The organism is Streptomyces colwelliae, from assembly GCF_048158785.1.
Classification (GTDB): Bacteria; Actinomycetota; Actinomycetes; order Streptomycetales; family Streptomycetaceae; genus Streptomyces.
In genome coordinates this window covers 1-12,366 of the sequence record NZ_JBLTJC010000312.1, presented here as the reverse complement: position 1 = coordinate 12,366, position 12,366 = coordinate 1, and the positions used below count along the sequence as shown (strand labels likewise).

12 protein-coding genes and 1 tRNA gene are annotated in these 12,366 nt (G+C 68.9%); 3 read left to right on the top strand and 10 right to left on the bottom strand.

The window, feature by feature from the left end; translation table 11 throughout:
* From ACNFOC_RS40930 to ACNFOC_RS40920, 3 genes are all read right to left on the bottom strand, one after another.
* Positions 1–615 (bottom strand): tetratricopeptide repeat protein (locus ACNFOC_RS40930; RefSeq protein ID WP_416964090.1); only part of this gene is annotated, 615 nt, incomplete at its 3' end.
* Positions 616–820: 205 nt separating this feature from the next.
* Positions 821–894 (bottom strand) — tRNA-Met (locus ACNFOC_RS40925).
* A 44-nt stretch (positions 895–938) separates the two neighbouring features.
* Complete coding sequence (locus tag ACNFOC_RS40920) at positions 939–3,854, bottom strand: UPF0182 family membrane protein (RefSeq protein WP_416964091.1); 2,916 nt, start codon at positions 3,852–3,854, stop codon at positions 939–941.
* A gap of 174 nt (positions 3,855–4,028) precedes the next feature.
* On the opposite strand from ACNFOC_RS40920, the gene ACNFOC_RS40915 reads away from it, so the two are divergent.
* Entirely contained in the window at positions 4,029–4,571 is a 543-nt protein-coding gene (locus ACNFOC_RS40915) for a PPA1309 family protein (protein WP_416964089.1), read from the top strand.
* Between the two features lie 106 nt (positions 4,572–4,677).
* Here ACNFOC_RS40915 and ACNFOC_RS40910 read toward each other — a convergent pair whose 3' ends face one another.
* The 4 genes from ACNFOC_RS40910 to ACNFOC_RS40895 form a co-directional block, all read right to left on the bottom strand.
* Complete coding sequence (locus tag ACNFOC_RS40910; RefSeq protein WP_416964088.1) at positions 4,678–5,775, bottom strand: YlbL family protein; 1,098 nt, start codon at positions 5,773–5,775, stop codon at positions 4,678–4,680.
* A 53-nt stretch (positions 5,776–5,828) separates the two neighbouring features.
* Positions 5,829–5,993 (bottom strand): hypothetical protein, encoded by a 165-nt coding sequence (locus ACNFOC_RS40905; protein ID WP_169389425.1) that lies wholly within the window; start codon positions 5,991–5,993, stop codon positions 5,829–5,831.
* Between the two features lie 198 nt (positions 5,994–6,191).
* Positions 6,192–6,653, bottom strand: coding sequence for a molybdenum cofactor biosynthesis protein MoaE (locus ACNFOC_RS40900; RefSeq protein ID WP_416964087.1), 462 nt, complete (start codon positions 6,651–6,653; stop codon positions 6,192–6,194).
* A 112-nt stretch (positions 6,654–6,765) separates the two neighbouring features.
* On the bottom strand, positions 6,766–7,878 hold the full coding sequence (locus ACNFOC_RS40895; protein ID WP_033282043.1) for an SDR family oxidoreductase: 1,113 nt from the start codon (positions 7,876–7,878) through the stop codon (positions 6,766–6,768).
* 192 nt (positions 7,879–8,070) lie between these two features.
* Between ACNFOC_RS40895 and ACNFOC_RS40890 the strand changes: the two genes are divergently transcribed.
* Both ACNFOC_RS40890 and ACNFOC_RS40885 read left to right on the top strand, forming a co-directional pair.
* The gene (locus ACNFOC_RS40890) at positions 8,071–9,510 is read left to right on the top strand and encodes a zinc-dependent metalloprotease (RefSeq protein WP_416964086.1); all 1,440 of its coding nucleotides are present in this window, start codon (positions 8,071–8,073) and stop codon (positions 9,508–9,510) included.
* Positions 9,507–10,028, top strand: a complete 522-nt coding sequence (locus tag ACNFOC_RS40885; RefSeq protein ID WP_416964085.1) for an NUDIX hydrolase — start codon at positions 9,507–9,509, stop codon at positions 10,026–10,028. The genes ACNFOC_RS40890 and ACNFOC_RS40885 overlap by 4 nt, the downstream gene beginning before the upstream one ends.
* A 76-nt stretch (positions 10,029–10,104) precedes the next feature.
* Here ACNFOC_RS40885 and ACNFOC_RS40880 read toward each other — a convergent pair whose 3' ends face one another.
* From ACNFOC_RS40880 to ACNFOC_RS40870, 3 genes are all read right to left on the bottom strand, one after another.
* Positions 10,105–10,860, bottom strand: coding sequence for an AIM24 family protein (locus ACNFOC_RS40880; protein WP_416964084.1), 756 nt, complete (start codon positions 10,858–10,860; stop codon positions 10,105–10,107).
* 17 nt (positions 10,861–10,877) lie between these two features.
* On the bottom strand, positions 10,878–11,558 hold the full coding sequence (locus ACNFOC_RS40875; protein WP_416964083.1) for an AIM24 family protein: 681 nt from the start codon (positions 11,556–11,558) through the stop codon (positions 10,878–10,880).
* Between the two features lie 11 nt (positions 11,559–11,569).
* Positions 11,570–12,366: AIM24 family protein (locus tag ACNFOC_RS40870; RefSeq protein WP_416964082.1), on the bottom strand; the 797-nt coding region annotated here is incomplete at its 5' end.

The following is a 12,366-nucleotide window of genomic DNA, read 5'->3' as shown; positions in this document are numbered from 1 at the left end:
CCCGTCCCCAACCCCACGCCCGTCTCCGCCGTCGTACTCCCGCTCGTCCTCGTGCGGCACCCGCCGGTCGAGCGCCCGCGCCAGCCGGTACGCGGCCTCGCGGTGCCCGCGCTCGGCGGCGGACCGCATCCACTGCTCGGCCGCACTGTCCCCGCGGTGCTCCAGCAGGTCGGCGAGCGCGTACGCGCCCAGCGCGTGGCCCTGTTCGGCGGACTGGCGCAGCCAGTACTCGGCGGCGGGCTCGTCTCCGCGCTCGCGGTGGTACCGGCCGAGCGCGTGCGCGGCGGCCGCGGACCCCGCCACGGCGGCGATCCGCCACCAGCCGGCGGCCTCGTCGGTGTATCCGCGCTGGTGCAGGAGGACACCCAGGTTGTTGGCGGCGGCCCGGTCGCCCTCGGCCGTGGCGGCACGCAGCAGGGGCTCGGCTCCGTCGAGATCACCGCGGCGCAGCAGCATCGCTCCGAGGACACTCGTCGCCTCGACGTCGCCGGCCTGCGCGGCGAGCCGTGTGCGTGCCTCGTCGACAACCTCCCCGTCACCGGACTCGTCCCGGTCGGAAGGCTGCACAAAACGCCCTGTATCCAACAGAGTTGCCTTGTCCCCCATAACGTCCATCGTCGCACCACCTGCAACCTGGGTACACCTGGTATACCGCAGCCAGTGAGGTCTCTACAGCGTTTTGTCGACATGCCCACAGAGAGACAAGCGAAACACGGTTTCACCAACTCCCCCCGGCGGCACGGCCGTCACCCTCGTCGGCACATGCGTTCGCACAGCGCGAAGGCCCGGATCCTTTAAGGATCCGGGCCTTCGCGAGCAGTAGCGGGGACAGGATTTGAACCTGCGACCTCTGGGTTATGAGCCCAGCGAGCTACCGAGCTGCTCCACCCCGCGCCGTTGTGTTGCAACCGTACCACGGGCGTGAGGTGGGCTTTTACCTATCCGCTGCTGGGGCTGCTGCTCGGACTCGGACTACTGGTGCTCTTGCCGCTGCCCTTGCTCTTGTCGGCCGCGGCCTGCGCGTCCTCGGCCCGCTGCAACGCGGACTGAAGATCCTTCTGCGCCTCCCCGTACGCCTCCCAGTCGCCCTTCTTCAACGCCTGTTGCCCGGCGTCGAAGGCTTTCTGGGCGTCGCTCAACGCGGCCTGGACCGTGGGGTTGCTGGATGTCGGTGGAGTCGTGGTCTCGTCCGGTGGCGGTGTGGTCGTACTCTCCGCCCCGAAGACCTTGTTGAGCCCCTCGTCCAGTGTGTCCTCGAAGGCGGTCTTGCCTCCGTAGGCCACCAACACCTTGCGCAGGAGCGGGTACTTGAGTCCACCACCGCGTACGTAGACGGGCTCCACGTACAGCAGTCCGCCGTCGAGAGGCACCGTCAGCAGGTTGCCGTACTCGATGTCTGAGTCGCCGCCCTTGAGCAGCTTGATCGACTCGGCGATGTCCTGTTCGGAGTTGAAGGCACTCTGCACCTGTTTAGGTCCGCCGACGGTCGTACTGGTCGGCAGTTTCAGGATTCTGATCTTGCCGTAGTCCGGGGTGCCGGCCTCGGAGTCGACGGCCATGAAGGCGCTGAGGTTGTCTCTGCCGTTCGGCGTGAACGTCGTCGTCAACGAGAAGGCCTGCGCGGACTGGTCCGGCATCTTCATGCTCAAGTAGTACGGCGGCACCGCGCTGTTGGACTGGTTCGTCGGGTCGTTCGGGACCTGCCACACCTCGCTGCCGCTGAGGAAGGTCTGCGCGTCCGTCACGTGGTAGCGGGTGAGCAGTTCGCGCTGGACCTTGAACAGGTCCTGCGGGTACCGGAGATGGGCCATCAGCGAGGCCGAGATGTCCTTCTTGGGCTCGACCGTGTTCGGGAACGCCTTCATCCAGGTCTTCAGGACCGGGTCCTCGGTGTCCCACTGGTACAGCTTGACGGCACCGGTGTACGCGTCGACGGTCGCCTTCACCGAGTTGCGGATGTAGTTGACCTGGTTCTGCTGGGCCACCACCGCGCGGTTGTTGTTGGTCGCGGTCAGCGAGTCGGCCGTGGTGTCACCGAGGGTCGTACGCGAGGCGTACGGGTATCCGTTGCTCGTCGTGTACGCGTCGACGATCCACTGGATACGGCCGTCCACGACCGCCGGGTAGGCGTCGCCGTCGATGGTCAGCCAGGGCGCCACCGCCTCGACGCGCTCCTTGGGCGTGCGGTTGTACAGGATCCGCGAACCCTCGCCGATCGCACCGGAGTACAGGATCTGCGGCTCGTTGAACGCCACCGCGTACGCGGCCCGGTTGAGCGGGTTGGAGAGGTTGACCCCGCTCTTGCCCGTGTAGCTGGTGGTCTTCTCGCCGCTGTCGTCGGAGTAGTCGATCTCCTTCTGGGGACCGCCGACGATCGAGTACGTGGTGGTCTTCTCGCCGTAGTAGATCTGCTGCTCGTACTTGCCGAGGTCACCCGTGGACGGCAGATCGGACTCGGTGAAGACCGGGCGGCCCTCGGAGTCGACCTCGGTGCCCTTGGCGGCGACCACGCCGTAGCCGTGGGTGTAGCGGAAGTGGTCGTTGATCCAGTTGTTCTTCGGAATGCCGTTGAGGTTCAGCTCACGCAGACCGATGACCGTGTCCTGGTCCTTGCCGTCCTCGCTGTAGCGGTCGACATCCAGGTTGGTCGGGAACGCGTAGTAGTTCCTGATCTGCTGGAGCTGCTGGAACGTGGGCGACACGACGTTCGGGTCCACGATCCGGACGCTCGCCGTGGAGTCGACATCGGAGCGCAGCTTGGTCTTGTCCTTGGTGGTGCTCGTCCCCGAGTACTCGGTGACCTTGGTGTCGTCGATCCCGTAGGCCTCGCGCGTCGCCTTGAGGTTCTTCTGGACGTACGGGGCTTCCTTGGCCTGCTCGTTCGGCTGGACCGTGAACTTCTGGACGATCGCCGGGTACAGGCCGCCGATGAGGATCGCGGAGAGCACCATCAGGCCGAAGCCGATGACGGGCAGCTGCCAGGTGCGCCGCCACAGGGTGGCGAAGAACAGCAGCGCGCAGATGACGGCGATGCAGAACAGGATCGTCTTGGCCGGCAGATACGCGTTCGCGTCGACGTATCTGAGGCCCGTCCAGTCACCGGTCGCCTTGAAGTCGCTGGATTTGACCGCGAGTCCATACCGGTCGAGCCAGTAGGCGACCGCCTTGAGGGCGACGAAGATGCCGAGCAGCACCGACAGGTGCCCGGTGGCGGCGGCCGTGGCGCGCGCGCCCGGACTGGTGATGCGCAGGCCGCCGTACAGGTAGTGCGTCAGCGCGGCGGCGAGCAGCGAGAGGATCGCGGCGGCGAAGCCGAAGCCGAGCAGGAAGCGGTACCAGGGCAGGTCGAACGCGTAGAAGGACACGTCGAGGTGGAACTGCGGGTCCTTCTGGTGGAAGGGCACGCCGTTGACCCACATCAGCCAGACGCGCCACTGGCTGGACGCGGACGCTCCCGCGATCAGCCCCACCAGGGCGGTGATCGCCAGAAGCAGCCACTTCTTGTACGGAGCGATGCCCATCCGGTAGCGGTCGAGACTCTGCTGCTCCATCGACATCGCGCTGAGCGGCGGGCGCAGGCGGTGCGCCAGCCAGATGTTCACGCCCACCGCGGCCGCCATCAGCAGGCCGAAGACGAAGAAGAGTCCGATCTTCGTCGTCAGGGTGGTGGTGAACACGGACGAGTAATGCACCGACCGGTACCAGAGCCAGTCCGTCCAGAAGCCCGCGAACATCGTGAACGCCATGCCGAGTACGGCAAGGACGCCCAGTGTCATGAGCAAAGTCCGGACGCGCCGGGACGGGCGGCCCACTCTGATCCGCGGCCCTGTCGGGCCTCCGCCGCGGTCCGGCATCTGGAAAGCCAAGGTGCGCACCTCGAAGTTCGCTGTTGGTCGCTGTCGTTGCGTCAGGTCCCCGGTTTCGCGGACCCTCCGTAGCCCCGCGTGATCGCGGGCCCACACCTATGCAACTTACTCACCGTTTACTCGGTTCCCGATTCCGGCCATGAACGAGGCAGGATTGTGACCATGTCCAACACTCCCATGGCAGCGAACCCCCTCACCCGGGCCGTACTCGAGATCGACGAGTACGCCTCCGGCCTCGGCTGGGACCAGCCCGCTCGCCTCTTCGCCCTGGTAGACACCGCGCGGCTGCGGGCCCAGGAACCCGGCCTCGCGGCCCAACTCGGCCTGCGGGACGAGTCCGAGACCACTGGTCTCACCCCGATCGAGCAGGAGGAGATCCCGGCCGGAAAGCCGCTGGACGAGTTCCTCGGCACGATCGCCTGGCCCGACGCGGTGGTCGGCTGCGCGCTCACCGTCGAGCGCCTGATGCTGCCGCCGTCCGCCGAGGCCTCCGTCCCTGAGGGGCTGAGCGAGAAGAAGCTCACCCAGTGGGTCGCCGAGCACCCGGACCGCCAGGAGGTCCGGATGACGGTCGCGGTCCTGCGCGACGGCACCCGCGACTCGGCCCTGCGCCTGCGCGAGAAGGACTCCCCCACGGAGGTCCTCACGGGCGGCGCCCTGGTCCCCGGCCTCGCGGAGGCCCTGTCGGCGACCTTCGAGGACTGACCGTCGTCCGCTACGACTGCGGTTCCTTGCGTACGACTCCGGGGGCACCCTCTGCTTGAGGGCGCCCCCGGAGTCGTACGCGAGGTCTTCTTAAGAAGGGGGTCGTTCAGCTCTTGGTGCTGCACTTCGGGAGGTCGTCGGTCTTGCCGCTGTTGATCAGCTTGAGGTCGCTGATCGCGTCCTTGATGGTGTTGACCTTGACGAGCCTGAGGCCACTGGGGGTGTCCTTGGCGGCTTCAGCGCAGTTGTCGGCGGGCGTCAGGAAGTACTGGGCGCCCTTGCTGCGCGCGCCGACCGTCTTCATCGAGATGCCGCCGATCGGGCCGACCTTGCCGTCGTCGTCGATCGTGCCGGTGCCGGCGACGAACTTGCCGCCGGTGAGGTCGCCCGGGGTGAGCTTGTCGTAGATGCCGAGCGCGAACATCAGGCCGGCGCTCGGGCCGCCGACGTCGGCGAGCTTGATGTCGATGGTGAACGGGAACGTGTGATCGGTTCCGGCCGAGATACCGACGATGGCGCGCTTCGCACCGGTGTCGTCGGAGGTCGCGGTGGTGATCGTGATCTTCTTCGTCGCGGTCGCCGTCTTGTTCGCCTTCACTGCGGCGGCCTGCTCCTTGGCGGGCACGATCGTGAACACGACGTCCTCGCCGGGCTTGTGCTTGGTGACCAGCTTCGCGACGTCGTCGGGCTGCTTCACCGTCGTACCGTCGACGGCCTTGATCACGTCACCGGCGTGCAGCTTGCCCTCGGCCGGGGTGCCCTTGACGACCGTCGAGACGATCACCCAGGACTTCACCGGGACACCCAGCTGGTCCAGGGCGGCGACCTTGGCGCTCTCCTGGGACTGGCTGAACTCCTCGGCGTTCTCCTGGGTGGACTGCTGCTCCGTCTTGCCGTCGGGGTACAGCGTGTCGTGCGGGACGATCTTGTCGTCGTGGGCGAGCCAGCCGTACACGGCCTCGATGAGGTTCATGTTGTAGTCGGCGCTGGTGACGCGGACCGTCGTCATGTTCAGGTGACCGGTCGTCGCGTAGGTCTTGCGCCCGGTGATCTGCAGCACCGGCTCGCCGTCGTGGTCCCCGAGCGTGTTCACCGTCGGGCCCGGCGACATCTCCGCATACGGGACGTTGATGAGGACTCCCGCGCACAGGAGCGCGATCAGCATCAGGGTGGAGGCGAGCATCGTCGCGGTGCGGCGTGGCATGGCACGACAGTACGGGACGCGTCTGTCAGCGCACCGTCAGGGCCGTCTTCCGATCACGTGCCGGAGTGGGACTTCTCCATGGCCTCGCGGAAGCGGGCGTAGCCGTCCAGTTCCGGGCCGTCGCTGCGCACTTTGCGGGTCCGGTTGGCCCAACTGCCCCACAGGCCGGCACCTATCGCAGCCACCAGCGGAATCAACAACCAGGCGAGTGCCGCCATGCCGACCTCCCAACCCCGGATGAGTGACCTCAACTGACTGATCAGCAGATTAGCCAGCCCCACTGACAACGCTCGTGCCCGGGGCGCGGTTACGCAACCGGAGGGCGGGTGAGAAGTCGATCAGGGGCGGATGAGAAGTCGGTGAGCGGCCGTCAGCGGGCGCGGCGCATGGACATCAGCAGGCGCGATGAGGGGGCATCAGCAGGCGCCGACCCACTCCTCGGTGCCGTCCGAGAACTTCTGGTGCTTCCAGATCGGCACCTCGTGCTTGAGGTCGTCGATCAGCTTCCGGCACGCCTCGAAGGCCTCGCCCCGGTGCGGACACGACACGCCGACGACGACCGCCAGGTCCCCGATGGCGAGATCCCCCACACGGTGGACGGCGGCCAGCGCCCGCACCGGATACTCCGCGACGACCTTCTCGGCGACGCGCCGCATCTCGGCCTCGGCACTGGGGTGGCACGAGTACCCCAGGGCGTCGACATCGGCGCCGCTGTCGTGATTGCGCACGGTCCCTACGAAGAGGGCCATCCCACCGGCGGCGTCGTCCCCCACGGCCCGGAATACCTCGTCCACGGAGAGCGGCGTCTCCCGGATCCCGATCAGCTTGATGGGATCCTGCGCGGCCTGCTCACCGGGATGGTCGATCGTGGATGCCATGCCTCCATCGTGCCCCACCCCGCCGACAGCGAGGAATAGCACTTTCACCAGGCACACGCGCGTGGGGACTTGGAGCCTTCTACAGGACGGTGATCGGTGGTTCCGGAGCGGGTCAGATCCGCCGCCGGGCCTTCCGCGCCCGCCGTACGACCGCCGCCGCGCCCAGCAGCGCGACCGTCGCGCCCGCGGCACCCGCCGCCGTCGCGTCCTTGCGGCCGAGGCGTCGCCCGACGACCGTGTGCCGCCCGGAGACCTCCTCCAGGAGCTCCGCGAGCACTTCCTCGTTGGTCCACTGCGGCCGCCAGCCCGCGTCGTGCAGCCGGCTCCCGCTCACCACCCAGGGGTACATCGTGTACGCGAGGTCGCCGGCCGGGGACGGGGTGAGCCCGATCCGGTGCAGCCGGGCCGCCGCGCCGAGCGCGACCGCGGACGGCAGCTCCATACGGCGGATGCCGCTGAGCTCCTCGACCTCCTCCTGCTCCAGCCACCCGTCGCAGCCGACGGCCAGCTCCCCCTCGACCTTCTCCAGGACGGCGTACTCCAGGGCGCTGCACAGGTCCTCGACATGGCAGAACTGCCAGGCGGGCCGCGACCCGGCCACCACCAGCAGCCGGGGCGACTCGAAGTACCTGGTCAGCGCGGTGTCGGTGCCTCCGACGAGCACTCCGGGGCGTACGACGGTCACATTGAGCCCGGGATGCGCCCTGGGCGCGCGTCGCGCGAGCCGCTCGACCTCCAGGAGGTCGCCGACACCGGTGGCCTCCGCTGTGGCGCGCAGTTCGGCGTCCTCCGAGAGCGGCAGTTCGTTGTCGGGCAGCGCTCCGTAGACCATCGCCGAGGTGCACAGCACGACCCGGTGGACACCGGCGGCCGCGGCGGCGGTCAGGACGGTCTGCGTCCCCCGGACGTTGTACGCCGAACGGGCGGCCGGGTCGGTCTCCAGGTCGAGGTCGAGCGCCAGGTGGACGACGACGTCCGCGCCGCGCAGCTTCTCCGCGATGGCCGGATCCCGTACGTCGAGGATGTGCCACTGCGCCGCGGCGCACTCGCCGCGCCGCTCGTCGATGGCGATGACCTGCTTGATCTCCTCGGAGGCGGCGAGCCGCTCGGTCAGCAGCGCCCCGACCCCGGACGCGGCGCCGGTGACCGCGACGACGGGCCCGCGCACGGCGGGACTGGTTGAGTGGTTTCGCGCTGCGCGAACCTGCGGATCTGGGGAACTCACCGGGCGTCTCCAGCGGTTGTCTTCAGTACGGATGCGCGTGACGCGTCCGGACCAGGTGGCATCCATCCTGCCGCAGGCCGGGTCTCGGCGAAGCACCGAGGCCCGATCGGCCCGCGGTGTCTACGCTGGGTGGTGTTGAAGGGCAGTCGTGCCGTCGGAGAGAACCGGCGGCCTTAACAGCCGAGGAATCCCGTGAGTGACACCCCATTCGGATTCGGCCTTCCGCCGGAGGAGCCGGACGACGGCGACGAGGGCAAGAAGAAGGACCAGGAGAGCGGTGGTGGTCAGGAACCGGCCAACCCGTTCGGTTTTGGCGGGCTGCCCGGTGCCGGGGGCTTTGGCGGCCCCGGCGCGGACAATCCGCTCGCAGCCATGTTCGGCTCCCTGAACCCCACTGACCTGGGCGCCGCGTTCCAGCAGCTGGGCCAGATGCTCTCGTACGAGGGCGGCCCGGTGAACTGGGACATGGCCAAGCAGATCGCCCGCCAGACGGTCTCCCAGGGCACGCAGGACGGCACGAAGGACGCGAGTATCGGTCCCGCCGACCGCAGTGCGGTCGAGGAGGCCGTGCGCCTGGCCGACCTGTGGCTGGACGACGCGACCTCGCTGCCGTCGGGCGCCGGCACCGCCGTGGCGTGGTCCCGCGCGGAGTGGGTCGAGGCGACCCTGCCCGCGTGGAAGGAGCTCGTGGACCCGGTCGCCGAGCGTGTCGGCGCGGCCATGGGTGACGTCCTGCCGGAGGAGATGCAGGCCATGGCGGGCCCGCTGATCGGCATGATGCGCTCGATGGGCGGCGCCATGTTCGGCACGCAGATCGGGCAGGCCGTGGGCACGCTCGCGGGCGAGGTCGTCGGCTCGACCGACATCGGTCTGCCGCTCGGCCCGGTCGGCAAGGCCGCGCTGCTGCCGCTGAACATCGAGGCGTTCGGCAAGGACCTGGGCATCTCCCAGGAGGAGGTGCGGCTCTACCTCGCCCTGCGCGAGGCCGCCCACCAGCGCCTGTTCGCCCACGTGCCGTGGCTGCGCTCGCACCTGTACGGCGCGGTCGACGGGTACGCGCGCGGGATCAAGGTCGACACCGCCAAGCTGGAGGACGTGGTCGGCCAGTTCGACCCGCAGAACCCGGAGCAGCTCCAGGACGCCCTCCAGCAGGGCATGTTCCAGCCGGAGGACACCCCGGAGCAGAAGGCCGCGCTGGCCCGTCTGGAGACGGCTCTGGCGCTCGTCGAGGGCTGGGTGGACGCGGTGGTCCACGCGGCCGCGAAGCCGCGTCTGACATCGGCCGACGCGCTCCGCGAGACCCTGCGGCGCCGTCGCGCGACGGGTGGTCCCGCCGAGCAGACGTTCGCCACGCTGATCGGCCTGGAGCTGCGCCCGCGCCGGCTGCGCGACGCCTCCCGCCTGTGGGCCTCGCTCACGGACGCGCGCGGTGTCGACGGCCGGGACGGCCTGTGGGCCCACCCGGACATGCTGCCGACGGCCTCCGACCTGGACGACCCGGACGGCTTCGTGCACCGCGAGCAGCTGGACTTCTCCGAGCTGGACAAGATGCTCGGCGAGGCGGCGAGCGGCACCGCGGAGAAGCCGGACCTGAAGAAGGACGAGGACTCCAAGGACGACGACACCGAGTGAGCCTGTACGACGACGCGGTCCTCGTACTGAAGAGCTACGAGGACCAGACAGACCTGCGCCAGAGCTACCTGGACCACCTGGCCGCCCACCCGGACGGCATGTGGAAGTCCTGCCACGCCGGTCACGTGACGGCGAGCGCCCTGGTGATCGACCCGGAGCACGGCAGGGTCCTGCTGACCCTGCACAAGAAGCTGCGGATGTGGCTCCAGATGGGCGGCCACTGCGAGCCGGAGGACACCTCCCTGGAGACGGCGGCCCTGCGCGAGGCCACGGAGGAGTCCGGCATCACCGGCCTGACCCTGCTCCCGGGCGGCCCGGTCCGCCTGGACCGGCACCCGATCCCCCCGCCGTGCCACTGCCACTACGACGTCCAGTACGCGGTGCTGGCACCCCCCGGCGCCGTCCAGGAGATCAGCGACGAGTCCCTGGACCTGCGCTGGTTCCCCTACGACGAGGTCCCGTCCGTAGCGGACGATTCGGTCCTACGGCTGCTGGAGGCGACGCGCGCCAGGCTCTGAGCGGGGTGTGGCAAGCGCTGAACGTGTAAGGGGCGCCCGCGATGGCGGGCGCCCCTTACGTTGGTTTTCCGGACGCTCAGCTCCAGACGTTGCCCTGGTTCTGTGCGTGCGCGCCGTGCTGGCCCATGCCGAACTGGGCGGCGACGCCCTGGCCGATCGCGGCGTTCTGCGGCGGCAGCAGTTCGCTGGGCTGGACGAGCGCGTAACCGCTGCCCATGAAGCTCAGCTCCCAGCCCTCACCGGTGTTGCCGCGGCGCCGCCACACCCCGGAGGAGTGCGTCTGGGCCTGCATCTGGACGCGCAGACCGGTGGACCAGGCGACGATCGCGTCGGCGTCGCAGTTGACGTACTTGTCGGGCGTGACCTGCATCATCAGGGGCGCGCCCGAGGTCATCAGGGCGACCTTGCCGCGGCCGGTGATGTTGAGCTGGTACTTCCCGGAGCCGGAGATGCCGTACAGGCTGTCGACGGCGATGACCTCGTGGTGCAGCGAGGAGTCCATCGCCAGGACGTAGCTGCTGTCGACGGTCAGGCCGTCCTGCTCCACATCCACTACGTGGATGTGCTGGGCGAGGTTGGCGAGGAAGGCGGTGCCCTGCCCGTGGCAGCGCATCAGGCTGAGGCCCTCGCCGGTGTAGGCACGCGCGCGTCCCTGCTGGTTGCTCTGGTACTCGGCGTCGAACTCGACGAGCCCCTGGTAGGCGACCATGGTGCCCTTGCGGGCGAGGATGTCGTCGTGGCCCTCCAGGACGATGCGCAGCATCTGCTTGTTCTGGAGGCTGTAGCGGTCCTGGGACTGCGAGTCGTTGAACGCGAAAAGCGGGCTCTGCATGGTGTCGTGTTCCCCCCTCAGCCCCGGAACCGGAGACGGTCGGTGCTGTCCTCGCTGGGCTGGACGACGACGATGCCCTGCCCGGAGAAGGCCATCTGGTAGGCCTCGCCGCTGCCGCGGCCGATCAGCGACTGCGCCTTGAAGCTGCGCTTGCCCTTCACCTTGAGGTTCGGGGACCAGGCGACGAGCGCGTCCGGGTCGACGTAGGTCTCGTCCTCGCCACCTCCGCAGTCGACGACGATCGGCTTGCCGCGGGAGGTCAGCGCGACCCAGCCCTGGCCGGTGATCTTGGTGTTCCACAGGCCCTGTCCGGCGAACTTCGCCAGCCCCTTGACCCGCTCCACGCCCCAGGTGAGGTGGGCGTCGAAGGCGAGCAGGTTGGTGGCGTTGACGGAGATCCCGTCGCCGTTGAGGTTGATCACGACGACGTCCGCGCCGTAGTCGGCGAGGTAGAGCAGTCCGTCCCCGGAGCACTTCATCAGGGGCGCGCCCTCGCCGGTCATCCAGTCGCGCGCGATCTGGCGCACGGCCGGCGGGTTGGGCTCGTACTGGATGAAGCCTTCGTAGGCGATCATCGAGCCCACGCGCGCGAAGAGGTCGCTTCCGGTCTGCATGGCGACCTTCAGCATGTTGTTGCCGTGGTTCTCCATGCGGGCGGAGACGGGTGCGGGGGCGTAGCCCGCGAGCGGCTGGTTCATGACGGGCTCCCTCAGACCTCGTACGGCTGGACGACGATGAAGTTGCCGGGGGCGGCCCGGAACTGCAGGTTGACGCTCTCCCCGGTGTCGCCCGGATAGGCGTTGCGGCGCATCCGGACCTGGCTGGAGACGATCACCTGGGCGGCCGCGGACCAGGCGACGACCGCGTTGCAGTCGGCGAACGTGGTCGGCGTGACCGGCAGCACGACGGGCGAGCCGTGGGTCTTCACGACGATGGTGCCGGTCCCCTGGAACTGCATCGTGAACAGCGCGCCCCCGGGGATGCCGTGTCCCTCGATGCGCCGGACCTCGTACTGGAGGCTCTCGTCGAAGGCGAGAACGTTCTCGGCGGAGACGCAGATCGCGTCCCCCTGGAGCTCGACGGGGTGCAGATGCGTGGAGTTCTCGGCGAGGAACACCTGGCCCTGGCCCGTGCAGCGCATCAGCTGCATCTCCTGGCCGGTCGCGTTGCCCACGATCCGTCCGGCGAATCCGGCGCCCTTGTAGCCGAAGTCGACCTTGCCCTGGTAGAGCACCATGCTGCCCTGGCGGGCGAGCACGGGCTGGCCGCCGATGCCGAGGTCGACGCGGATGAGCTTCTTGTTCTGCTGCGTCCAGCGCTGCCCGGTGGGCGTCTCCTTGAACTTCTCCAGCGCGGCCGACACACCGGCGCCCTGGGGAGAGCCCTGGGGCACTCCGTAGCCGGCGGCCTGGCCGGGGACCTGCCCGAAGGGAGGCTGCTGCTGTCCGTAGCCGGGAGGCGCGGGCGGCTGGCCGTAGCCGGGCCTGTCTCTTATACACTTCTGAC